This is a genomic window from Prosthecobacter vanneervenii (assembly GCF_014203095.1).
Taxonomy (GTDB): Bacteria; Verrucomicrobiota; Verrucomicrobiia; order Verrucomicrobiales; family Verrucomicrobiaceae; genus Prosthecobacter; species Prosthecobacter vanneervenii.
On record NZ_JACHIG010000004.1, the window covers coordinates 324,697 to 348,597 of the forward strand.

A 23,901-nucleotide genomic window follows, 5' to 3' on the forward strand; every position below is an offset into this window, starting at 1 on the left:
TTCCCACCGCACTCCAAGACGCTGCCGCGCTCGCGAGAGCCATCAAGGCTGCGTCCCATTGACAGTCTCACGCGTCGCCATCTCCGCCTTCACCTCCGGAAAGAACCCCTCAAAGTCCACTCGAAACTCCTCATACCGCGCCTCCAGCACCTCTACCGCTGCTGCCAGCTCAAACGGAAACCGCAGCCTCCTCGACATCCTTCTCAACGTCGTCTCAATCCCTGCCAGAGTCGCATAAGACCCCAGCCAGTCCGCCCGCCGCATGTGCTCCAGCACCTCCCATGCCTGCTCAGGCACACTCGTCCGCACCGTCTCCACCGACGCATAAAACTCACCCACAAATTCCCCCAGCGGCTCCGCACTGTGCGCACTCCATCCTGCTGCCAGAAAGTGATCATAAAACACATCTGTGAGCACCGCCCCGTAGCGCCGGAACGGCTTCTCAAACCGCCGCACACTCCGCCTCACCAGCGGATGCGCATCCGTAAACGCATCAATCGCCCGATGCCTCGCAATCCCCCTCTGAAACCCCTCCGGCAGCCCGGTCAATTCCCACGGTCCCACCCAGTCCGGCAGCAAATTCCCCACCCGAAACTCCACCTCCGGCTCCGACAAGTAAAGATGGGCCAGCCAGTTCATCCAACCACACTGCCCAGCTCCCTCCAAAAATCGAGCTCCTTTCAAAAGCCCCATGCTTCCCGCAAGCGCGACAGCGTCATGGAGTGCAGTGGGATGCGCAGCACCACACCTCTTTTCACTGTACGAGCGCCAAGAGATTGAAGTACGACAGACACTCTTGTTTGTCGGTCAGCGCTGACTCAGCCCCCTGACTCACGCATACATTCCATCACCCTCAGCAGGGTCTTCTTAATGGGTGAGAGGCAGATTGGGGAAAAAGCCCTGCGGCAGGCCGTAACCGTCCTGTTTTTCCATGTTCGCACGGCCTTGGTGGCTGAACGGATGTGCAGAAAAAATGACCGCCACACAATTGTTGTCGTTGTTATGGCTTGCGACGACTTCGACATACCCCTGCGACGTTTCCAAAACAGTGCTCAGCCTCGAATAGTAGAGAACATCATCTGCCCAGGAGTAAGTGACAGTGTTGGCCGATTTGGAGTACAAAGCCTTCGCCACAGTATCATAGTATTCACGCAGCGTTTCGGCTGAGCACCCCTCTGCCCCAGTGGTCACAGCAGAGTAAATTTTCTCACTGCTGATCGGTTTTTCTGGATTGGTCAGACGAATGACCAAAGATGCTCTCGTCATCTCGACCCAGGCGGTGAAAGAAGGGCAGACGCAGGCCATAACGAATACAGCCATGAGGATGGCAGCAGTAGTGATAAGAGCATTTTGTTTCATGAATGCTGCCCCTACACCCTCACCCACGCACCTTTCTCGGTGCTCTCCAGCATGGCCTCGCAGAGCTTGATTTCGTGGTGGCCGTCTTCGGCGGTGGCAAACAGCACTGGCGTCTGCTTTCCGCTCGCGATGTGTTCGTACACGGCACGGTAGTGCATTTTGTGCGCATCGCTGAAGCCCTCGGCATGGCCTGGCGGATAGTCGGTGTAGTTGGCGACGTCTTCGAGGAAGCCGGGCGTGCCGCGTTGGAGGATCTGGTTTGGTTCATCGCGGCGGCCGAGCGTGATCTCATTCGGCTGCTGCAGGTCCCAGCGCACGCTGCCCTTGGTGCCGTAGATGCCGAAGCTCAGGCTGCATTTCCAGCCGGCGGCCACCTGCGAGATGCTCGCATTTGCATGCACCCCGTCTGCAAAGCCGTGCTTCGCTTTGCCAAATTTGAGCAGCACGCTGCCGAAATCTTCCGTGTCCACCTTGTAGTCCACCATCTTCTTCGGATCTACTTTGGCGAAGGTCTTCACCTCGCCCTTCGGGCGTTTGCGGGTTTTGTAGAAGGTTTCGACATGTGCAAACACACTCTGCGCCTTCGCGCCAAGGACAAAACTTACCGCATCGATCCAGTGCGTGCCTACATCTCCCACGGCGCGCAGTTTTCCGCCTTCGCTGGCCAGGATGCGCCAGTTGTAGTCCGTTTCATGCAGCAGCCAGTCCTGGAAAAAGTGGCCTTGAACGTGAATGATTTTTCCCAAGTCGCCGCGAGCCACCATGGCGCGCATCTGGAGGATGGCGGGGAAAAAGCGGCACATGTAGTTCACGGCAAAGACCGGCCCCTTCTTCCCGCCCTTGCGCACGGCATCCACTACAAGCTGGGTGTCCTTGGTGGTCATGCCCAGCGGCTTTTCGCAGATCACGTGCTTGCCCATCTCCAGCGCCTGCAGGCACTGCTCCACATGCACCTTGTTGGGAGAGGTAATATGCACCACGTCGATGTTCGGGCTGGCATACATCGCCTCGTGGTCATAGTCGCCGTAGATCTCCGGGATGCCCCACTGGTTCCCCACCTGCCGCGCGCTCTTCGTCGAGCCGCAGATCCCGTTCACGGTCACGCCCAGTCGTTTAAGTGCCTCAATATGAACAGGCCCGATAAAGCCGGTGCCGATGATGCCTGCGCGGAGATGGTGTAGGGGAGTCATGTGGGGGTGCAGTGAAGCGTGTGCAGACCAACGGTCAATCCAGCAAACTTCCTGCCACCTCATTTGGCAGACGCCGAGAGCGCTCTCCAAGGCCTCCGCACCCTGCATCGAGATTCGGAGCCATTCGCCATTATGCCTGCGTTTGATAAGCTCATTCTTTAGACATCGGCTTTTTCTTCCACGCCTTGCCATGCCGTTGCATCATTTGATGGATCATTCATTGTTCTTAGGGATATTTGGCTTTCGTTCATGTCCGACGCCTCCCATGCCTTTTCAGACACCGCCGCCGCAGCGCTGCTGGACGACGGCATTGCGCCGCTGGAGGCGGGAGATGAGAAGGTGGGAGATGAGCTCGGGCCCTACCGCCTTTTGGAAAAGCTAGGCGAAGGGGGCTTTGGCATCGTGTGGCGGGCGGAGCAGTCGCATCCTGTCAAACGGGAGGTCGCCATCAAGCTGCTCAAGCGCGGCATGGACTCGCGCCAGGTGCTCGCGCGCTTTGAGCAGGAGCGCCGCATGCTCGCGGCCATGGAGCACCCCTGCATCACGACGATTCTGGATGCAGGCATGTCTCCGGACGGCCGCCCCTACTTTGTCATGGAGCTGCTGCGCGGCAGGCCCATCACTGCTTTCTGCGAGGAGCATCATCTTGCGCTCAAAGACCGAATTCGGTTGTTTCGGGAGGTCTGCAGCGGTGTGCAGCATGCGCATCAGAAAGGCGTCATCCACCGGGATCTGAAGCCGTCCAACATCCTTGTCACAGAGGTCGATGGCCGCCCCATGCCCAAGATCATCGACTTCGGCATCGCCAAGGCCCTCGCCTCCGGAGACATCCAGGGCATGACGTTCGCCACGCAGGCAAACTTCGTCCTCGGCACGCCGCAGTACATGTCCCCGGAGCAGATCGAGGACGTCGGCAGCGTGGACACGCGGAGCGACATCTACGCGCTCGGCACCGTGCTGTATGAGATGCTCACCGGCAGCCCGCCCTTTGCCGCCATCACCCAGCAGTGCCAGACGCGGCAGGACTTCTGGCGCATCGTCCGCGAAAAGCAGCCGCCGCGCCCCTCCACCAGCCTCGTCACCGGGGCCGCCACCCGCACCGTCGCAGCCCCCGCCCCTGGCACCACCGTGGAAAGGCGCATGGATGTCTCCCAGCTCCCCGCCGACCTCGACTGGATCGCCCTGCGTGCTTTGGAAAAGGAACCCCAGCGCCGCTATCAAAGCGCCGCTGAGTTCGCGGCTGATCTGCAGTGCTTCCTTGATGGCGCGCCCGTCTCCGCGCATCCGCCCAGCAGGCGCTACATCGCCTCCCGCTGGATCCGCCGCCACAGGGTCGCTTTTGCAGCAGCGTGCGTCAGCGTGCTCGCTCTTGTCACTGGCGCAGGCGTCGCCATCTGGCAGGCACGGCTGGCCCGCGCCGCGCAGGCCAGCGCCGAGTCCGCCTCCCTGCGCAGCAGCGAGACCGCCGCCTTCCTCAGCTCCCTCCTCACCGAGGTGGCCGCCGAGGTCCGCAACGGCCGCAACCCCGAGGCCCTGCGGCTCGCCCTCATTACCAGCCAGAAAAACATCGAGGACATGCGCCAGTCCCCCGATCTGCAGATCGAGCTCATGGGCAAGGTGGCCCGCCTCTTCGATCTCATCGGCGACCGCCGCCTCTCGGTCGGCGCGCTGCAGCGCCATGCCGAGCTGATCGCCGCCCGCCTTGGCGCGGACCACCCCACCGCCCGCGAGGCCGCCTACCAGCACCTCCTCATGATGGTCGATCACGGCTCCCGCATCGAGGCGGTGAACCTCCTCAAGCAGCAGCGCGCCCACATCGAGGCCCACGAGGGAAAGGGCACGCCTGCCTGGTTTCGCATCCAGTCCCTTCTCGTGCGCGATTGGGTCAAGCTGCGCCGCGGCAGCGAAGCCTCCGCCGAGGCCGCCACGGCTGCCGCCGAGGCCCGCAGGCAGCAGCTCCCCGGCCCAGAGCTGCACGCGGTCCTCATGTCCTATGCCGGCGCGCTCGAGTCCGCCAAAAAATACGCTCTCGCCCTTCAGCAGATCGATGAGTGCAAGACCCTCGCCCGCCAGCGGGGAGACTTCGAGGAGTACCGCTGGGAGTTCGACGTCCGCACCGTCGAGATCCTCGTCAGCAGCGGCGACTACGCCCGTGCCATCGAGGTGCAGAGCGGTGCGATTGAGCGCATGCGCCAGCAGCTGCCCTCCGACCAGGTCGCCCACCAGATTCTGTGGCTCGCCGAGATCGAAAACCGCGCCCGCATGCACCAGCAGGCGATCGCCCATGCCGAGGAGATCCTCACTCGCATCCGGGCCCATAACCAGGCCATCGCCAACGACGAGGCCCGCGCCGATACCCAGCGCGAGGAAATGCTGAAGGCCTTCGAGATTCAGACGACGGCCTGGCGCGGTTTGAAGCAGCCCGCCAATGCCATCGCCTCGGCGGAGGAGGGCCTGCGCATCGCCCAGCAGGGGGGCAATGAAAACACGCAGTGCCACGCCATGCAGTCTCTTGCAGCTGCGCACGAGTTTGCCGGCCACCTGGAGGATGCCTGGCAGCTCCACCGCCAGATCTACGAGAAGCACGCTGCGCACAATGCCAGCTACAAGAACCGGCTGGATGACCTCCGCGCCATGGCCCAGATCCGCCAGCGCCAGGGCCGCCTCAGCGATGCCCTCGCCCACGCCCGGGATGCCTGGCAGCAGACGCTCGCCGAACCCTCCTCAAAGCTGGAGCCCGACTACCTCGAATACATGGCCGACTTCGCCCTCAAAATCTGGAAAGCCGTGAAGGCCAAGGAGCCCATGGCCGCCGAGCCGGAAGAGCTGGGGGCCTGGGAGGCGGCGGCGAAGGTGAAAGGGTAAGCGGCTTGGGGGTGTCTGAGGTCAAGGATTGGCATGCTGCTGATGATGCGAGAAAAGGCGGGGTTTTGTGTCGGATTCGGCAATCCTGCATGTTGGTTGCGGTTGGAAGAGCCGGAGAGTTTAAAGTTTAAGGTTTAAAGTTAAAAGTTGCCGGAGAGGGAGCTGGGGGAGTTGGCGGTGGTTTGCGGTTGTTGGCGATGGTTTGCAGTGGTTCACCCAATCCATGGAGGGCGGGAGTTAGACTGGCGGGGGGAAGAGATTGAAGAGGGCTTCGGCGGTGCGGATGCGGAGGCGGCGGGGGTGGTTGAGATCGAGGGCGCTGATGGTGGCGCGGCCTGTGGGGGTGAGGCCAACGAGGCTGGTGTCCTGCCAGGCGAAGTGGTCTGACCAGAGCTGCTGACGCGGATGGTAAAGCGGTGCTGAAAGGCCGGTCTCGGGGTCGGTGGCGTGGGAGCGATCCGATTTGTGGAGATTGCAACTGGGGCAGGAGAGGGCCAGATTTTCAGGGGTGGTGCCGCCGCCGCAGGTGCGCGGAAGGATGTGCTCGAGATGAAACGTGGCTCCCTAACAGCCTGTTGAAAAACTCCATCTGGAGTCTTTGAGGCGGCGGAGCATGACTGGCTGCGTTGAGCGGCTTGCCGTTATCTCCTTCGATAGCGACTGCGCCACTCGCCTTGCCATTCATGCTCCGGCGCTCTCAAATCTTCTCAGCCTAGTTTTTCAACCGGCTGCTAAAGGGACTGGCTCATCCGGCAGTACTCGCAGCGACTGCCAGCGCGTGTGCTGACGAGTTCTGCCAGTGAAGCGGGAAGGCTCATGCGGGCCGGTGGCCGAGGAGCTGGAGGGCTTCGGCGCGGAGGAGAGAGATTTCCTCGCTCCACGCGGCGAGGGCGGCGAGCTCCTGCTTTTGCGAGGGCTGGAGGAGGCCGTCGTTGTTGAGGTCCATGAGCTGCTGAAGATGGCGGTCCGTCTCTGGCGGCAGCTTGAGCTCACCGATGGAGCGGATCCAGGTCTCGGGCGCTGGAATGGTGGCAGGCATGAGGGAAAGTCGAAGATGCGTTTGTGGTTGTCAATGGCCATCGAGCCAGGGCGATGGGGTGAGAAAGGCGGAGGGTTTAAAGTTTAAGGTTTAAAGTTAAAAGTTGTCGGAGAGGGAGTGGGGCTGGTGAGGTGGTGCCGAGGCTGGGATGGACTTCGCTTTCCAGAGTGATTGACCACGGATGACACGGAATGCACGGATGCCAGAGGGTGGGGGCTGGGATCATTCGATTCCCGGAATTTTTTAACCACTCATCGGACACTGACTGACACTGATGCCGGAGGCTGGAGATTCAGAGATTTGGGATTTTGGATCGATTATTAGTGTCGGATTAGTGTTCGATTCGTGGTTTAAATCTGGGCGTGGCAACGAGGGCGTCTGATGACCAGAACCGGAATTTTGAACCACTGATTTAACACCGCGAGAGATTAGAAGACCGCAGAGATGGATTCTGAAAAACCTCTGCCGTGCTTTGATTTGTTCAGCGTATTGCTAATGCCCGAGGACGGAAGGGTGGGATGCCTGGGAGCATTCGATTCCCGGAATTTTTTAACCACTGACCGGACACTAATAAAACACTAATGTCAGAGGCCAGAGTCGGAGGGTTGAAGGATGTGGGGCTTGGGTGGCCGGTGGGGGGCGGAGATTTATGATTTACGATTTATGATTTATGATTTCGGAGGGGGGGAAGGAGCGGGTAGAGGGGCGATGGGGGGTGATCCAGGAGACGTGAGTTGTGGTTGTTAACGGTTCTCTGTTCTCGGTTCGCAGTTCTCTGTTTTTGGACTGGCCAACGGGGGCGATGGAACGTTCGGTTTTGCCGCAAAGGGGCGGAGATGCAGAGGGGGCGGAGATTTATGATTTACGATTTATGATTTATGATTTCGGAGGGGAAGGAGCGGGGAGAGGGGGCGATGGGGTGTTTGGTTTTTGCCGCAGAAGGGAAGAAGCGGAGGGGGAGAAAGGGGGAGAGTTTGGCTTCGCCTGTCTCGCAAAGCTCGGCTCAAGTTGCCGGAGAAGCAGCGGAGGATGAGGCGGGGGTGGAGATTTATGATTTACGATTTATGATTTCGGAGGGGACGGGGAAGGAGCGTGGTGTGGGCGGGGGCGGGCACGCTGAAGGGGCGGCCGTGGGGAAGATCCTGGCCTGGCTTTTGCGCGGCTGGATCGGGTCAGTGGGTGATTCTTGTGATGTGCCGATCAACACTCTGCGTTGAGATGGCTGAATCATGGCTGGCTTCTTATCCTTGTTTTCTGACGCTTCAGCGGTTCGGTATTGGCTACTTGAAGTGGAAAAGGTTGGCTCAAGCCGAAGCTCTGTGAGTCGGGTCCGAACCAGCTAAAGCACGAAGTTCGGCGAGCATTGGCCACAATGCACCCTGAAGTGTATGTGGCAGGGCCAGAACGTTAAATGATAGCTGCCTCCAAGTATCCACAGCTATTAAAGGCCAATTACGCACGATCCAAACCACATTTTCAGCAAAACAAGCAGCGTTTTTGGTCTCATCTATAGTACGAAAACTAATGGTTAAAGCAGCTTCTATCGCGTGTTCGGAAAAATGCTCATCCTTCAAGCTTTGTGCTTCGTCCAGATAACTCTTGAGAAGTTTATTCCAGAAATCTTCATCAAGAGGTTTGAACCAATTGCTTTGTTTAAAAATGAAGCAAGCAATGCCCCAAAGCCTTATTGGGTCGGTTACCTTTAATGCATTAAATGAAATATTTTGGATAACGCCGCTTAAATCCTCATGCAATGAAGGCGGCGCGACTTGTAGACCGCATACACCAGAAATCATGACTAATTTAGATGCAATATCATCGACCGAGACATCTGTGCATAATGCTCGAAGCTGCGAAAGAAGCATGGACTGGTCAATAAAGCTAGTTTGCTCGACTTTTAGCCAGCCCTCATAAAAAGTTGCATCGAGCGGATTTAAAAAAGAACCCAGTCTATTCCCCCACTCGCTGCGCAATTGCATCACAGAATGTTTAGGAAGCGGTGAATCAGGCTCCTGAAATAAAACCCCTACATAAAGCTTTCGCATATCATTGGCAAGCCATTCCGGAAGATCATTGATTGGCACTACTTTTGGCAATACATGAGCAAGCATCCACCTAGCATTAAACACCGCAGGTTTTGCCACGTCGGTTGAAACCACATTAAACACTTCAAAGTATTGCTGCGGCTGGGATTCGAAATCTTTGATTTGGCTCAATAAGCTAGCCGATTCAGGAGGTCTAGAAAGATGGATGTGAAAAAGTCCCGCGTGAAGCCATGAGCAAAGAAGAAGATTCATCTCCGTATCAAGGTCCTGCCTAGCTGCGTTCAATACTCGCCACGACCACGATAAAATTGATTGGAAAAAATTCCATATGTCTTTGGCATTAGACCCAGTTAGCCCACGCAGCAATGTTAAACCATTTGTTTGATCGGGACTATCGGGGTGAAGGAGTAAGCAGCCCAAGTGCAATCGATGTAGTGGACTAGAATAAGGGTCCTCAAACATTGAAAGCAATGTATGTAATTCCTCTTGCGGCAAGGCGAACAAGGCTTTTCTCCATAAATCTGGAAGCTTAATGGGCAGAGAACCATATCTAGAAAAAGCCTCCACAAAGCCCAATTCACTAATAAATATTTCCGATTGCTGAGTCAAGGCGATATGTAAGTCATTGCTGTCTACAAGAGATCGCCCTATGCCGACATGCTGAAGCAGAGGTATTGTGCCTTGAGGCCGAGCAGCATCCAATAAATCGCCAAGATAAACGTTACCATCAGGCCAACGCTGTAATATCTGTTTAAACTGATGATTGACGGACGAATTTTCCCACTCCACAAACTGTTCAACACGGACAGATGGAGAAGCAGTTGCGGCAATTGTTTTTATAGAATTTTTAATGCTCGTCTGAGTGAATCCCAAAATAACCCCGGTTTGCTCCAGATATTTTTTTCGCACCGAAGCATCAGGTGATAGCAGCATTAAAATTTTATCTGATAAGCTCCAGGTCTCACAAGTTTCAGATTCAAAAGAGATAACGGGGCGAGAGGACGTGGTTTTAAGACGCGTTAGTTTAAAATCAATCTTGTTGTCCTGAACCGATGTCAGCATAGATACTTTACCAGACATGGATTTCTCGATGGCTTCCCAGGCTTCATTGCGATTAAAGAGATAACTCCCAAATCGTTGAACATTAATCAGTTCTAGTTGCTTTAATTCATCTGCATTAAACGGCAAATATGCCGCTCCTTTTGGGAGAAGACCAGATACAACGCTTTTTGCGAGAAAAGCAATATATTGCTTTTCCTTTGAGCTGGTACACTTTTTTGTCATATCTTTTATCATATGCCTAACAGACTTAAAAAAGTGCCTATATACACTTTGATGAAGCTTGAGTGCCGCTATTAGCCAAGAAGCAAAGTCGCCAATTAAAGCAGGCATCTCCAGCAACCGCATCTTTGATGATATCCGCAGACAAAAAATGCAAAATAAATCCTGAAGCCATCGGTCGAAGCCCGCTATTTGAGCATGAGGATTTATGACACGAGCAGAAAGACTTCCGACATCAGTTACGAGTGCTTGGCAAATCCAAAGAGCTTTTGCGTATCTAATTTTGGTATCGCTTTCGCAAATCCAAAGATCAGCCATAACCTCAACCGCTACATTGTGCACATGAATTGAGAATGTTATTTCGGTGCGACCTTGGTCAATATTGGGTGCAATTTGCATTGCCCTAGCGTCGAGCAAGCATGCCGCATAGTATCTGCGGATCACCTCCAATTCGGAAGATTCTTTTAAAGTCTTTGAGTGTAAATTTGTCGATTTTCTTAGCTGCCAAAGAAGTTCCTCTGCAATTAGTGGAATATACTTTGCGTTCCCTAAACGCACGCGGTGCAGGCAACCATAGAATATAGCAGCGGAGATTTTTTCTTCTTTATGCAACCAATATAACACATCGAGAAAACCTACAATTGGTGCCTTCTCAATATCCGAAAATCCATTTAACCATCTGTCTTCAATTACAAAAATAGTTCCTTCTTCACGGCTTGCTGCAGTTAAATCCACCATACAGCGAAATAGAGCAGAGTTATCTTCATCAGAAGGCAAAGATGAAGCAATTCCAATTCTAAAACGCTTTTCTTCCTGCTGTTTTACATGCATTTGAAGCTGATCAACACTTGCAATTATCTCGTCGCGGTACTTAGCATGACGTAATTTAGTCCGTTCTGTTTGTTGCTCTTGGTAAGTTATCAATACCTTGCATCGAGAGGACAAATCGTGGAGAAGATCGACATCAATCAAGCACCCCGCGATTGCGGGATCGAGAATTATTACGGAATCGTTCGTTAGTCGAATAGTTGGTGCATGGCTTAGGAATGTTGAGTTGTTTAAGATTCTTTTATTAGCTTCTATTTCCTCCACCCAGCCAGCTTCGATCATTCCTTGCACGAGGCCACGGGGACCTGAGAGATGTTTCTGAAAATCCGATGGCACATCTAGAAGACGATTAGGCTCAGTTTCCCAATCGAGTGGCCAAAAGTCGATTAGCACACCGTTCAATTCTACAGCCGCTGAAAAAGCTCTGCGCCAGTTTACAGTCATTCCAACGGCCCACTCCAAACCGTCTATTTCGGTTTGTGTCTGCGAAGTCACTCCGATCTTTGCGGCATCGACAAGTTTGATTAACTCCTTGGAATTCTCCTCCCTTGAGGGTTGATGATTTTTGAGTCTTGCTAATTCTTGCAATAAAAGTCCGGGGACGTTGGGGGAAAGTGTTATTTCCGCGGTGGTTTTTTCTAAGATTGGTAAAACGCCAAGGCGATGCGCCAAAAGCAACGAAGTTATGTCCAAGAAAAGTTTCCATTCTCCCTTTGGTGGATCGGCGAAGGTATGCCTTCTACCATGACGAATGCGGGCACTCCAGAGCTGGGTCGGCGGTGCAAAAAAGCCATCTACTGCTGGAGGACACGCATCATGAATAATAGCAGAGATGGGACGGTTAACAGAGTTCACATATGCATGAACAGGTATATGTCCAAATCGATATTTTTCTTCGGCTTCCGCATTCGCGCGCTGGTTCTCGCGCATGATTTTAACCATTTCATCAAATGAGTATGCTACTAAATGACCGCCTGGGGCAACAGCGGTTTTCATGACTGTTGGATCTAGCTTGGCTTCCATGCCAAGTTTGCTTGCAACTAGAAATGTTTGAGCTGCATTGCTTGGATTTAAACTATCTGGTATCGTAGCTACGGACTCTAGAATAGATTTTGCTTGTTCAGGATTTAAGGGTGCCACTTGATCAGCTATGTACAGCCTATGTTCGGCCGGCGTATTTGGGTCAGCTTGAGCTAGATTGGCAACATTAAACATCTGCTCCCGGTCTCCTGCTTTTCTTGCAAATTCAAACCACGAGAAGCGATCTTCTTTGTCATGGGTTTGTTGTGCAATTAAACCAGCATTCTGTAGTGCTTGAGAAAACCGACCAGTTTTGTACAAGGAGTCGCATTTTATTCTTAACAGATCCAGGTCCGCAGTTAAATCTGGAACCAAGTGATGATTTTTATCGATAAGATCGAGACACGATTGCCATTTTTTTGCAATGACATGCGCATGAAGAACGAGCATCAAACACATCCTCGAAGGAAATGCTTCAAGAAGATCTTTTGTATGAACAATTACGAATTCTGGTTTTTTTACATTAACATGCATTTCACAAGCGCTATAAAGATCGGTAAGCTTGTGTGTCTTTTCCCAAAGGAGAATATAAGCGCGTAGACATTCTTCTGCATCACGACCTTTTAAGGCATCATGCTTTCTAGCTAACGCCGTCAATTGACCACGCTCATTTTCGTCGTCCAATCCATTTATGAGTGTAGAAAGTATATCAGTTTGTCCAAGTGAGGCAGCTAATTGCGAGCGATAGTACCGCCAAACTCGTTTGGCCTCGGATGTAATGTAACTGTCTGCGTAGTGATCCAATATATTGGCAGCTTCAAGTTCGTTTTGGGCATCTAAGAGAAGCTGCACAAAAACCTCAACGGCCTCTATTTTTCCTTGGTTCAGCTCTGAACTCAGAGCCTCCTCACAAGCTTTTCTATCAAAAGGAAGATTAGCCACTAAGGCCCAATGAATAGCCGCTGAAGAAGTTGGGACCGCCAGAAAAATCTGTTCAAATATCTTGGAGGCATTTTCTCTCGCTTGTGAATTATTAACATGTGACGTTCGCGCCAAATTACACCAAGCGGCCAAGCACCACGTAAGATATTTTATTTGTTTGAACGAGCCTTTATCAGAGCGCTGTGCCAGGTCTTGGAATATACCGGCAGCTTCCTCAAACAACTTTTTTGCTTCGCTGTTTGTTTTGATGCATTCGGGTTCCATTGGAATCGGAAAGCCTAATTCTAACCATCCCGTTGCATGAGGTGATAAAGCGTCAAAATATTTGATAATAGCTTTGGCTTCCAGATTGCCGAGAGAGTCCGGGCGATTTTTAATTGCCAAATTGTTCGAAGTCTTGGCTGCTTCAATATTTTTAAGGCCGAGATAGGCCCAAGTGAGAATACTTTGCAGTGCTGGATTAATGGGAAACGGCGCGGCAGGATCTGATATAGCTTTAATAGCTTCTGTATGACGATTACAGTTGATTAAGAGCATCATTTTCCAGCGCCATTCCTCTTCACTCAGGGGAACAGGATATGATTCAAGCATCTCTTTCTCCGAGCCTTCCAAGATTGCGAGCAAGGCTTCGCTAGTGACAAATCGCTGGTCTGCACATTGTAATTTTGCGTCGGCCAGAATCTGCCTTGCATCATCGGTGTTTTGCTGGCGGTTACCTGTAACCTCAATGAGCAAACGATAAGTTTTTGCTTTGGTGGCTGTGGGGAGGGGCTCCCATGTGCCCCTCCTAGCCATGATGGACCGAAGCTCAGTCTCTGCTGCCGCCAGATGACCGCAGGAAATTTTGTGTTGGACGTCCCGTAGGCTCTGCTCTCTTTCTATAACTAGGTCGGACGAAAAAGAATCAAATGTTGAGAGCTTTAGTAGGGGAGTGGATGGAATAACTTGATCAAGCGAATCATGTGAAAGAGGTGCGATCTCGGATTTGGGAATCGCACTGATGATTTCATTTATAAATCGTAATGTGCCTTCATATACAATTGAGCCTAGGCTCGGTTTAACCAACGTCAGATGGTCTGCATCTACATCGTGGATGTTGCCTATGTTAGGGTTGGCTGATGTTCGGGGAACAACCAACAAACGAGGGAATAAGCGTCCGAAAAAAGTTTGTCTATATAGCGCATGTGCTTCTGCATAGCTCTCGATGGCGATTGGATTTTCGCGATACCAACTGATGAAACGGTCATGCACAAGATCTAGCTCGTCCGTATTTCCGCGCATTTGTTTAACATGCTTCTGAGTAACTCCCAAATAGTCTGCCACGCTCGCAAGTGCAGATCCCCGGTGTGGAGTTCCGCAAAAAATTATGCCACGAATGCTTTTGACTAACTGCTTGTGGTAATTGTCTCCAGCCCAGGCGCTAGCAACGATCAGGGATTTTATCAGGAGCCCCCCCATGCTGTGGGTGATGAAGATGCTTGGACGAGTGCCTATGCCTTTCAGACTTAGCTGCTGGACAAGATTCAATGCTCGTTTTTCAATGATCATCCCCGGTCTGCCTAGCTCCGTGAAGCCTGCTGAGTACCCGACGCTCCATACCCCGCACTGCGGCATCGCCTTAGCCAATTCCTCGGGCCAAAAGAAGTGATCTCTTGCTCCAGGTTTTCCGGTTCTCCATGTCGAATGAGATTTGCCTCCCAAGCCATGCACAAAAATTATATCCGCAACTCGATCCCCGCGGTCTGTATTTGCAATCTGATGTACCCCATCGGAATCAAGTTTCATCCTAGAAAGAAGATCAAATGTCTATTCAGTGCAAGACCTTCTATGAGAGGTGAACAATCCCGACGAAAAATGGCGGATTTGAGAGCCGTGCGAACCCGCCGGAAGAATCGATTCGAGGGTCGGCGTAGAACTCTCGACACAGTAGGGCTCGCTATCGCGACTTAATTTTCAATAGGCTTAGAAAATGTTTATGGTACTCGTAATGCAGGGATTTGGACATGATTCGTAGTACGGTGCTGGGGCATCGCTGGAGCGCCGCACAGAGGACTTTGCGGCCTACTTCGGAGCTTACCCCTCCAGGATATACCCGCAGGCGAGTTTCTGGAAGCGGTCCACTTCGTGCCAGGTTTTTTCGGCGTCCCAGCCGAGTTCGGTGGCCATGAGGGCGCCGATGCGGGGGGCGGCGGACATGCTTGATTGGGCATCGAGGAGGAGGCTGCGGCTGCGGCGGGCGAGGACGTCGCCGACGGTGCGGGCCATTTCGTGGCGGGCGTGGAAGACGACCTCGGCGCAGGTGAGGTCGAGGCGGGGGTGGACTTTGCCGGCCCATTCGGGCTGCTGGGCGGCGAGGGCCTGGATCTGGGCGGCGTCGCTGCCGTAAACGGCGAGGGGATCGTGGGGATCGAGGACGGTGGCGGAGCCGTGGATCATGAGGTCGTGGGTGGTGCAGTGCTGCATGGCGAGGCCGCCGACCATCTCGGCCTGGTCGACGACATCTTCGGCCATGCGGCGGTAGGTGGTCCACTTGCCGCCGGTGATGGTGATGAGGCCGGAGTCGGCGATGAGGATGGTGTGATCGCGGGAGAGGGCGGAGGTGGTCTCGGCGTTTTTCATGGCGACGAGGGGGCGGAGGCCGGCGTAGATGCTGAGGACATCGGCGGGGGTGGGATCGCGCGTGAGGTAGCGGGCGGCGTGGGTCATGAGGAACTCGATTTCGTCGGGGAGGGCGCGGGGCTCGAGCGAGGCGTGGTGGACGGGGGTGTCGGTGGTGCCGATGATGACGCGGCCGTGCCAGGGGACGGCGAAGAGGACGCGGCCGTCGTCGGTCTTGGGGATCATGATGGCGGAGTCGCCGGGGAGGAACTCGCGAGGGAGGACGAGGTGGACGCCCTGGCTGGGGGCGACGATGGAGTCGGCCTTGGCGTCGTCCATGCGGCGGATGTCGTCGACGAAGACGCCGGTGGCATTGATGACACAGCGGGCGCGGATCTCGTACTGCGTGCCTGCTTCGACGCATTCGGCCTGGATGCCGATGACGTGGCCGTTTTCCTTGATGAGGCCGCAGCAGCGGGTGTGATTGAGGACGATGGCGCCGTGATTGACGGCGGTGCGGGCGAGGTGGATGGCGAGGCGGGCGTCATCGAACTGGCCGTCGTGGTAAACGACGCCGCCCTCCAGGCCGTGGGTCTCGAGGGTGGGGAGGAGGGAGATCATTTCCTCGCGTGAGAGGTAGCGGGAGGGCTGGAGGCCGAGCTGCCCGGCGAGGGTGTCGTAGACCTTCATGCCGATGCCGTAGAAGGGGCCCTCCCACCAGTGGTAGCTGGGGATGACGAAGGGGAGGCTGTGGACGAGGTGGGGGGCATTGCGGACGAGGAGGCCGCGCTCGCGGAGGGCCTCGAGGACGAGGGAGACATTGCCCTGCTTGAGGTAGCGGACGCCGCCGTGGACGAGCTTGGTGGAGCGGGAGGAGGTGCCTTTGGCGAAGTCTGACTGCTCGATGAGGACGACGGAGTGGCCGCGGGAGGCGGCATCGACGGCGGCCCCGAGGCCGGTGGCGCCGCCGCCGATGATCGCGATGTCGAAGGGGCCGGTGTGGGCGGCGAGCTGCGAGAAGAGGTGTTCGCGGTTCATGGGAGCATTCTAAGAGGGCGAGGGGTGGAGGGGAAGCGTAGAGTGAGGCGGGGATGCTGGGCCGGAGAGGGGGAGGGGGGGAATGACGAATGAGTAAATCCGAATGACGAAATAATGACGAAACGCGAAGGGGGGCGTGGTGTGGCCGCAAAGAGGCGCAAAGAGGCGCAAAGAGGGCGCAAAGAGGGGAGGGGAAAGACGGAGAGGGAGGGGGGAGACAATCGGACAATGAGACAATCAGATGGGGAGATGGGGAGATGGGAGGGAATGGCCGAAAGGGGGGCGTGGTGTTTGCGGAGATGAGAGTGCGGGCAGGAGTGCCCGCATCACTTGCGGTGGGTGTGGCGGATGGATTGGCCGCAAAGAGGCGCAAAAAGGGCGCAAAAAGGGGAGGGGAAAGACGGAGGGGGCGGAAGGGGATGGTGGGAAGCCGGAACAACCGGGACGGTTGTGCTACGGGTGCATTCGGTGTTCGACAATTGGGGGCTGGATGCTAGCGTCGGGGTTCCCTGATTAACCAACCCCTTATCCACTGAATCTCATGTCCGACATCGCTCTCGCCAAAGGTGAAAAATTTCTCGAAGACAACGCCAAGAAGGAAGGCGTGGTGGTGACCGCGAGCGGTCTGCAGTACAAGGTGATCACCCCCGGCACGGGCAAGAGCCCGAAGGCGACGGACACGGTGGAAGTGCACTACGAGGGCACGCTGATCGACGGCAAGGTGTTTGACAGCAGCTACCGCCGCAAGGAGTCGATCGAGTTTCCGCTGAATCGCGTGATCGCGGGCTGGACGGAGGGTGTGCAGCTGATGCAGGAGGGGGCGAAGTACCGCTTCTTCATTCCGTCGAAGCTTGCGTATGGCCCGCGTGGTGCGGGTCGGGATATCGGGCCGAATGAGGCGCTGATTTTCGATGTGGAGCTGATCAAGGTGAAGTGAGTTTGGTCTGGTTGCAGTAGTCTGCTTTCTCTTGCTGGGCGGTGTGTCTATCACGCCGCCCAGTTTTTTGTACAGGGGGCTTATGCGGTGCGAGGGTGGCAGGGACGTTTGGTTTTGCCGCAGAGGGGCGGAGAGGCAGAGGGGGCGGAGGTTTTGACTGGGGGGAGTTGGGGGCTGGTAAAAGATGGATGGTAAAAGATTTTGAGGTGCAGAGGGGGCGGAGGTTTTGACTGGGGGAGTTGGGGGCTGGTCAAAGATGGATGGTAAAAGATTTTGAGGTGCAGAGGGGGTAGAGGTTTTGACTGGGGGAGTTGGGGGGCTGGTAAAAGATGGGGGTCAAAGATTTTGGGGATCAGAGGGGGTAGAGGTTTTGACTGGGGGAGTTGGGGGCTGGTCAAAGATGGATGGTCAAAGATTCTGAGGTGCAGAGGGGGTAGAGGTTTTGACTGGGGGAGTTGGGGGGCTGGTCAAAGATGGGGGGCAAAGATTTTGGGGATCAGAGGGCTGCTAGGATGGGAGCGGGGCGTCGTTATGGGGGGATGTGGATTCGATTTGCTGCTTGGTTGTTGCTGCTGGTGAGCGCGGGGTTTGCCGCGCAGCCGAACATTGTGCTGATCGTGAGCGATGATCAGGGGTATCCGGATCTGGGGTGCATCGGGTCGAAGCCGCTCATTACTCCGAATCTGGACAAGCTGGCGGCGGAGGGGGTGAGGGGAACGAGCTTTTATGTGACGTGGCCTGCGTGTACGCCGTCGCGGGGGAGCATCCTGACGGGGAGGTATCCGCAGCGGAACGGGCTGTATGACATGGTGCGGAATGATTTGGTGAACTTTGGTCACCGGTATGATGCGGAGGAGTATGCCGTTTCGCCGGAGATGACGCTGGGGCTGGATGTGCGGGAGCTGACGCTGGGCGACCTGCTGCGCAAGGCGGGGTATGCGACGGGTTGCGTGGGGAAGTGGGACATGGGCCAGGCGCGGCGCTACCTGCCGCTGCAGCGCGGATTCGACTTCTTTTACGGGCATGGGAACAACGGGATCGACTACTACACGCATGAGCGGTACGGGGTGCCGTCGCTGTTCCGGGGGAACGAGCGGACGGAGGAGGACCGGGGGACGTATGTGACGGACGTTTTCCGCCGGGAGGCGCTGCGCTTTGTGAACGAGCAGGCGGGAAAGCGGCCGTTTTTTCTCTACCTGCCTTTCAATGCGCCGCATGGGGCGTCGAGCTTTGGAGAGGGGACGAAGGAGGGGGAGAAGAAGCTGAGCGAGGGGGTGCAGGCGCCGGAGAAGTATGTGGCGATGTATCGGGGCAAGGTGAAGGACGAGCGGCTGGCGCGCTACTGCGGGGCGGTGACGTGCATGGACGAGGCAATCGGCGCGGTGATGGAGGCGGTGGAGAAGGCGGGGCAGACGGAGAACACGCTCGTGGTGTTTTTGTCTGACAACGGGGGGAGCGGGAACGGGGGGAATGCGCCGCTGCGGGGGCAGAAGAGCACAATGTGGGAGGGCGGGCTGCGGGTGCCCTTCATCGTGCGCTGGCCGGGCAAGGTGCCTGCGGGGCGGGTGACGGATGAGTTTCTCACGTCGCTGGAACTGGTGCCGACGCTGCTGCGCGCTGCGAACTACGATGGGCTTGAGGAGACGGTGGGCAAGGATGGGAGGCCCTCCTTCGCGCTGCGCGCTACGAAGGGCGAGACTGCAAGCAGTCTCGATGGCTACGACCTGCTGCCGGTGCTGAAGGGCGAGGCGAAATCGCCGCGGGAGGAGATGTTTTGGCAGCGTCGCGGAGACAAGGCGGCGCGGGTGGGGAACTGGAAATGGGTGGAGTCGGAGAAGGGAGGCGGGCTGTATGACCTGAGCACCGACCTGGGGGAGAAAAAGGACCTGAGCGCGGAAAAGCCGGAGGTGCTGCGGAGGCTGAAAGAGCGGTTTGCGGCCTGGCGGGCGGAGATGGACGCGACCGAGCCGAGGGGGCCGTTCCGTGACTACTGAGGGTCACGTCATTGATAATGAGTCATTTAAAATGAGAAGTGATCTCAACAGGGCAAAGGATGAGAACAATTTCACAAATTGAGTATGGGACTAATGCAAAAAAGGTGCTAAATAATGGGCTCGTTTAAATACCATGACCAGTGCTCCAGAGATGACCGCCGACAAGCCTCAGATGAAGATTTCCGAATGGAAAAAAATTGTCGCCCCCTTCCAAGTTCCCTCCGTTCCACGAGCCGTATGGCAGCTTGTGAACACGTTTGTCCCGATGGTGCTGCTGTGGTGGGCGATGTATGAGAGCCTGGCGGTTTCCTACTGGCTGACGCTGGCGCTGGCGGCGGTGACGGGTCTGCTGGTGGTGCGTGTTTTCATCTTTTTCCATGACTGCGGCCATGGGTCGTTTTTCAAGTCGAACCGGGCGAACAGCATCGTGGGTTTCATCTGCGGGATGGTGACTTTCACGCCGTATGCGCACTGGAGCTGGCAGCACGCGGTGCATCACCAGACCTCCGGCGACCTGAGCCGCCGTGGCGACGGGGACATCTGGACGATGACGGTGAAGGAGTACCAGGAAGCCAGCCCGACGCGCCGGATGTTTTACCGCATCATCCGCAATCCGTTCACGCTTTTCATTGTGGGGCCGCTGGTGCTCTTCCTGCTGTATCAACGCATCCCGTCTCCGCGTGCGAAGGCCAAGGACCGCGCCTCGGTGATGTACATGAACGTGGCGGTGGTGCTGATGGTGGTGGCGATGAGCTGGCTGTTTGGCTTTAAGAACTACGTGATGATGCAGCTGCCGGTGACGATGTTTGCCGGAATGGCGGGCATCTGGATGTTTTACGTGCAGCACCAGTATGAAGACGTGTACTGGGAGCACGGGAAGGAATGGGACTACACGACCGCGGCGCTGGAGGGCAGCTCCTTCTACAAGCTGCCGAAGATCCTGCAGTGGTTCACCGGCAACATCGGCTACCACCACGTGCACCACCTGAGCAGCCGCGTGCCGAACTACTACCTGGAGCGCTGCCACAACTCGCACCCGATGTTTCACTCAGTGAAGCCCCTGACGATCCTGGAGAGCCTGAAGTGCATCAACCTGCGTCTGTGGGATGAGAGCGACCGCCGCCTGATCTCCTTCAAAGAATACCGCCAGCGCTACGCCCAGAAGACTCCCGTGGCTGCGGCTGCGGCGGAAGAGGTGGACCCGGCTGACCTGCCGGCACCGAGCGAGGCTGGCCCGGGCCTGTCCTAGGCTGACGCCATGTCTGGTTTCCGGCTCAACACGGAGTACCAGCCCCAGGGCGACCAGGGGCAGGCGATCGCGAAGCTGACGAAGTCTCTGCGTGCCGGGAACCGGCACCAGACGCTGATGGGCGTGACGGGATCTGGCAAGACCTTCACGATGGCGAATGTCATCGCGGAGGTGGGCAAGCCGGCGCTGATTTTCTCGCACAACAAGACGCTGGCGGCGCAGCTGTATTCGGAATTTAAGAACTTCTTTCCGCACAATGCGGTGGAGTACTTCGTCAGCTACTTCGACTACTACCAGCCGGAGGCCTACATCGCGCGGACGGACACGTACATTGAGAAGGACAGCGCGGTGAATGACGAGATCGAGCGCCTGCGGCTTTCCAGCATGGGCGCGCTGATCACGCGGCAGGACACGATCATCGTGGCCAGTGTGTCGTGCATCTACGGCCTGGGCTCGCCGGAGGATTACGAGGGGATGATGCTGCCGCTGAACGTGGGCATGCAGATGAGCCGGGAGACGCTGCTGACGAAGCTGGTGGACATGCTGTATGAGCGCAATGACGTGCAGCTGCAGCGCGGGAAATTCCGCGCACGCGGAGATGTGGTGGAGGTGGTGCCGGCTTACCTGGAAGACGAGGCCATCCGCATCGAGTTCTTTGGCGACGAGATCGACCGCATCAGCGCGGTGAGCGTGCTGACGGGAACGGTGACGCTGAAGATGCCGAACTACACCATCTTTCCGGCGAAGCAGTTTGTGACGCCGGGCGAGAAGCTGCGGAAGGCCATCGTGAAGATCCGCGAGGAGATGGAGGAGCGGGTGGCGTGGTTTGAGAAAGAAGGCAAGCTGCTGGAGGCGCAGCGGCTTAAGATGCGCACGCAGTATGACATCGAGATGATGCAGGAGATGGGCTTCTGCCAGGGCATCGAAAACTACAGCCGCCACCTGACGGGGCGCGAGCCGGGGGCGACACCGGGCACGCTGCTGGATTTCTTCAAGGAGCCGCCGCTGATGTTTATCGACGAAAGCCACGTGACGATTCCGCAGATCGGCGGGATGTTTGAAGGCGACAAATCGCGCAAAACGGTGCTGGTGGAGCACGGATTCCGGCTTCCTAGCGCGCTGGACAACCGGCCGCTGCGCTTTGAGGAGTTCATGGGAAAAGTGGGGCAGCTCGTGTACGTGAGCGCCACGCCTGCGCGCTTTGAGATCGAGAACAGCGTGGTGGGGAATGAAAGCTACATCGCCAAGGCGGCGGAGCCGGTGCCGATGACGCGAATGGTGAAGATCAGCGGCAGCTCGGAGCCGGTGGAGAAATTTGATGTGACCAGCAAGGGCCGCTCGCTGGTGGTGGAGCAGATCATCCGCCCGACAGGGCTGCTGGACCCAATCATCACCGTGAAGCCGCTGGAAGGGCAGATCGACGAAACCATCGAGCTATGCCGGCAGCGTGTGGAACGGCGTGAGCGTGTGCTGGTGACGACGCTGACGAAGCGCACGGCGGAGGATTTGACGGACTATCTGCGCAATCTGAACTTCAAAGTGCGCTACCTGCACAGCGACATCGACGCGATCGAGCGTGTGGAGATTTTACGAAGCCTGCGCGCTGGGGACTGCGACGTGCTGGTGGGCATCAACCTTCTGCGAGAGGGGCTCGATTTGCCGGAGGTGAGCTTGGTGTGCATTTTGGATGCGGACAAAGAAGGCTTCCTGCGCAGCGAGTCGTCGTTGATCCAGACGGCGGGACGTGCCGCACGCCATGTGAACGGCGAGGTGGTGCTGTTTGCGGATTTGCAGACGAAGAGCATTCAGGCGCTGCTGAGCATCAGCGGGCATCGCAGACGCCTGCAGATCGAGTACAACGAAAAGCATGGCATCACGCCGCAAACGGTGCAGCGCGCGGTGCAGGAGAGCCTGCAAATCCTGGGCAAGGCACGCGAGGTGGAGGAGAGCGTGGTGCGTGAAGGCGGCGGGGATTTTGCGATTACTGAGACGATCCGTGAACTGGAGCAGGAGATGGCCGCCGCAGCGACCAAGCTGGAGTACGAACGCGCGGCGCTGCTGCGAGATCAGATCCGCGAACTGAAGAAGCGAGCGGGGCTGAATGCGGATGATTCGGGGGCGCTGCCGGCGCAGAGGAAGAACGTGGTGTATGCGAAGCCGAAGCGTGGGGGCAAGAAGGGGAGGTAGGAAGAGGCAGAGATTTTTTGGTTGCAGTGTAACAGTTGTATTGTTACACTAAGAACACCTGAGAATATGCTGCCGTTTTCGATCCAGCTTCAAGATGGGAGTCCGGTCTCTGACCAGATTCTTGGGGCTGTGCGCAAGGCGCTCCTAACAGGGCAGATGCGGGCCGGCGATGCGTTTCCGAGTGTGCGGACGCTGAGCCAGGAGCTGAGGATCAGCCCGACGACGGCGCACAAGGTGGTGCTGCAACTGAAGGACGCGGGCTGGCTCAATTCGAGGCCGGGCATCGGCATGGTGGTGACGGTGCCTGACCAGCCGGATGTGGCGGAGCGGCTGGCGCAGATCACACCGGAATGCCGGTTGCTGCTGAAAGAGGCAGCAGAGCTCAATCTCACGCTGGAACAAGTCATCCAACACCTCAAAAGCCTATGATCACGATCCACGATCTGCATAAACGCTTCCGCAAGACGGAGGCTGTGGCCGGTTTGAGCCTGGAGGTGCCAGAGGGACAGGTGACGGCTTTCCTGGGGCCGAACGGTGCGGGAAAGAGCACGACGATCAAGTGCCTGCTCAATCTGCACCAGCCGGACCGTGGAACGATCACGGTGCTGGGCGGGGATTCGCGGAAGCTGGGACCGGCGCAGTTCACGCAGATTGGCTATGTGTCTGAAAACATGGAGCTGCCGCTCTGGATGACGGTGAAGCAGTTTCTGGATTACTGCCGTCCGCTGTATCCGAACTGGGATGCGGCGTTTGAGAAGCAGCTCATGGGGCAGTTTGACCTGCCTACGGGGACGAAGCTGAAGGATCTCTCCCGCGGCATGCGGATGAAGGCCGCGCTGCTGAGCAGCCTGGCGTATCGTCCGAAGCTGGTGGTGATGGATGAACCCTTCAGCGGGCTGGATCCGCTGGTGCGCGATGAGTTTATCCGGGGGCTGCTGGAGCTGACGGGGCAGGAAGGATGGACGGTGTTTGTGTCGTCGCATGACATCGAAGAAGTGCAGCGGCTGGCGGACCGGGTGGCGATCATCAACCGTGGGAAGCTGGCGCTGGCTGAGACGAGCGACAGCCTGCAGGCGAGGTTTCGTGCGGTGGAGGTGGTGCTACCAGATGATGGTAGAGCGCCGGTGAATCTGCCGGAGGACTGGCTGCATGCGGAGCAGGCGGGGCGGACGCTGCGGTTTACGGCGAGCCGGTTTGGGAATGAGGAAGGGCTGGCGGCAGCGCTGCGGGAGGCGATGCCGGGGGCGGCACATCATGAGGTGCGGGCGATGAGCCTGCGTGAGATCTTTGTGGCGCTGGCGAGAGCTTATCGACTGGAGGGGAAATGAG

At 56.6% G+C, this 23,901-nt stretch carries 12 protein-coding genes and 2 pseudogenes; 7 read left to right on the forward strand and 7 right to left on the reverse strand.

Translation table 11 applies throughout. From position 1 onward, the window contains the following. Positions 1-42: 42 nt before the first annotated feature. The 3 genes from HNQ65_RS11440 to HNQ65_RS11450 form a co-directional block, all read right to left on the reverse strand. A complete protein-coding gene (locus tag HNQ65_RS11440; RefSeq protein WP_184339659.1) occupies positions 43-639 on the reverse strand; it encodes an acyl carrier protein phosphodiesterase in 597 nt (198 codons plus the stop codon). Between the two features lie 228 nt (positions 640-867). Further along, a complete protein-coding gene (locus HNQ65_RS11445) occupies positions 868-1,359 on the reverse strand; it encodes a hypothetical protein (RefSeq protein WP_184339660.1) in 492 nt (163 codons plus the stop codon). A gap of 11 nt (positions 1,360-1,370) precedes the next feature. Next, a complete protein-coding gene (locus HNQ65_RS11450) occupies positions 1,371-2,549 on the reverse strand; it encodes a Gfo/Idh/MocA family protein (protein ID WP_184339661.1) in 1,179 nt (392 codons plus the stop codon). A 249-nt stretch (positions 2,550-2,798) separates the two neighbouring features. Here HNQ65_RS11450 and HNQ65_RS11455 point away from each other — a divergent pair, with 249 nt between their 5' ends. Continuing rightward, complete coding sequence (locus HNQ65_RS11455) at positions 2,799-5,414, forward strand: serine/threonine-protein kinase (RefSeq protein ID WP_184339662.1); 2,616 nt, start codon at positions 2,799-2,801, stop codon at positions 5,412-5,414. A gap of 237 nt (positions 5,415-5,651) precedes the next feature. Here the strand turns inward: HNQ65_RS11455 and HNQ65_RS26960 are convergent. The 4 genes and pseudogenes from HNQ65_RS26960 to HNQ65_RS11475 all read right to left on the reverse strand — a co-directional run. Next, positions 5,652-5,960, reverse strand: a pseudogene (locus HNQ65_RS26960) (HNH endonuclease); the annotation flags it as partial. Between the two features lie 268 nt (positions 5,961-6,228). Further along, positions 6,229-6,453: a hypothetical protein gene (locus HNQ65_RS11465; RefSeq protein ID WP_184339663.1), complete on the reverse strand. Its 225-nt coding sequence runs from the start codon at positions 6,451-6,453 to the stop codon at positions 6,229-6,231. A 1,304-nt stretch (positions 6,454-7,757) separates the two neighbouring features. Next, positions 7,758-14,354 carry an esterase/lipase family protein gene (locus tag HNQ65_RS11470; protein WP_184339664.1) on the reverse strand — a complete coding sequence of 2,199 codons (6,597 nt, stop codon included), beginning with the start codon at positions 14,352-14,354 and terminating at the stop codon, positions 7,758-7,760. A 288-nt stretch (positions 14,355-14,642) separates the two neighbouring features. Then, positions 14,643-16,205: a glycerol-3-phosphate dehydrogenase/oxidase gene (locus HNQ65_RS11475; RefSeq protein WP_184339665.1), complete on the reverse strand. Its 1,563-nt coding sequence runs from the start codon at positions 16,203-16,205 to the stop codon at positions 14,643-14,645. A gap of 553 nt (positions 16,206-16,758) precedes the next feature. Here HNQ65_RS11475 and HNQ65_RS11480 point away from each other — a divergent pair. From HNQ65_RS11480 to HNQ65_RS11505, 6 genes and pseudogenes are all read left to right on the forward strand, one after another. After that, positions 16,759-17,142 (forward strand): annotated as a pseudogene (locus HNQ65_RS11480) (FKBP-type peptidyl-prolyl cis-trans isomerase); the annotation flags it as partial. Positions 17,143-17,681: 539 nt separating this feature from the next. Continuing rightward, positions 17,682-19,136 carry a sulfatase-like hydrolase/transferase gene (locus HNQ65_RS11485; RefSeq protein ID WP_221306134.1) on the forward strand — a complete coding sequence of 485 codons (1,455 nt, stop codon included), beginning with the start codon at positions 17,682-17,684 and terminating at the stop codon, positions 19,134-19,136. Between the two features lie 133 nt (positions 19,137-19,269). Continuing rightward, on the forward strand, positions 19,270-20,385 hold the full coding sequence (locus HNQ65_RS11490; protein WP_221306135.1) for a fatty acid desaturase: 1,116 nt from the start codon (positions 19,270-19,272) through the stop codon (positions 20,383-20,385). A gap of 9 nt (positions 20,386-20,394) precedes the next feature. Further along, complete coding sequence (gene uvrB / locus HNQ65_RS11495; protein ID WP_184339668.1) at positions 20,395-22,572, forward strand: excinuclease ABC subunit UvrB; 2,178 nt, start codon at positions 20,395-20,397, stop codon at positions 22,570-22,572. A gap of 66 nt (positions 22,573-22,638) precedes the next feature. After that, positions 22,639-23,001, forward strand: a complete 363-nt coding sequence (locus tag HNQ65_RS11500; RefSeq protein ID WP_184339669.1) for a GntR family transcriptional regulator — start codon at positions 22,639-22,641, stop codon at positions 22,999-23,001. After that, entirely contained in the window at positions 22,998-23,900 is a 903-nt protein-coding gene (locus tag HNQ65_RS11505; protein ID WP_184339670.1) for an ABC transporter ATP-binding protein, read from the forward strand. Before HNQ65_RS11500 ends, HNQ65_RS11505 begins: the two co-directional genes overlap by 4 nt. Position 23,901: the final 1 nt, after the last annotated feature.

Excerpts from the sequence above, each read along its gene's own strand:
- HNQ65_RS11440 (WP_184339659.1), bottom strand. The coding sequence starts at position 639 with ATGAACTGGCTGGCCCATCTTTACTTGTCGGAGCCGGAGGTGGAGTTT.
- HNQ65_RS11445 (WP_184339660.1), bottom strand. The coding sequence starts at position 1,359 with ATGAAACAAAATGCTCTTATCACTACTGCTGCCATCCTCATGGCTGTA.
- HNQ65_RS11450 (WP_184339661.1), bottom strand. The coding sequence starts at position 2,549 with ATGACTCCCCTACACCATCTCCGCGCAGGCATCATCGGCACCGGCTTT.
- HNQ65_RS11455 (WP_184339662.1), top strand. The coding sequence starts at position 2,799 with ATGTCCGACGCCTCCCATGCCTTTTCAGACACCGCCGCCGCAGCGCTG.
- HNQ65_RS11465 (WP_184339663.1), bottom strand. The coding sequence starts at position 6,453 with ATGCCTGCCACCATTCCAGCGCCCGAGACCTGGATCCGCTCCATCGGT.
- HNQ65_RS11470 (WP_184339664.1), bottom strand. The coding sequence starts at position 14,354 with ATGAAACTTGATTCCGATGGGGTACATCAGATTGCAAATACAGACCGC.
- HNQ65_RS11475 (WP_184339665.1), bottom strand. The coding sequence starts at position 16,205 with ATGAACCGCGAACACCTCTTCTCGCAGCTCGCCGCCCACACCGGCCCC.
- HNQ65_RS11485 (WP_221306134.1), top strand. The coding sequence starts at position 17,682 with ATGTGGATTCGATTTGCTGCTTGGTTGTTGCTGCTGGTGAGCGCGGGG.
- HNQ65_RS11490 (WP_221306135.1), top strand. The coding sequence starts at position 19,270 with ATGACCAGTGCTCCAGAGATGACCGCCGACAAGCCTCAGATGAAGATT.
- uvrB (WP_184339668.1), top strand. The coding sequence starts at position 20,395 with ATGTCTGGTTTCCGGCTCAACACGGAGTACCAGCCCCAGGGCGACCAG.
- HNQ65_RS11500 (WP_184339669.1), top strand. The coding sequence starts at position 22,639 with ATGCTGCCGTTTTCGATCCAGCTTCAAGATGGGAGTCCGGTCTCTGAC.
- HNQ65_RS11505 (WP_184339670.1), top strand. The coding sequence starts at position 22,998 with ATGATCACGATCCACGATCTGCATAAACGCTTCCGCAAGACGGAGGCT.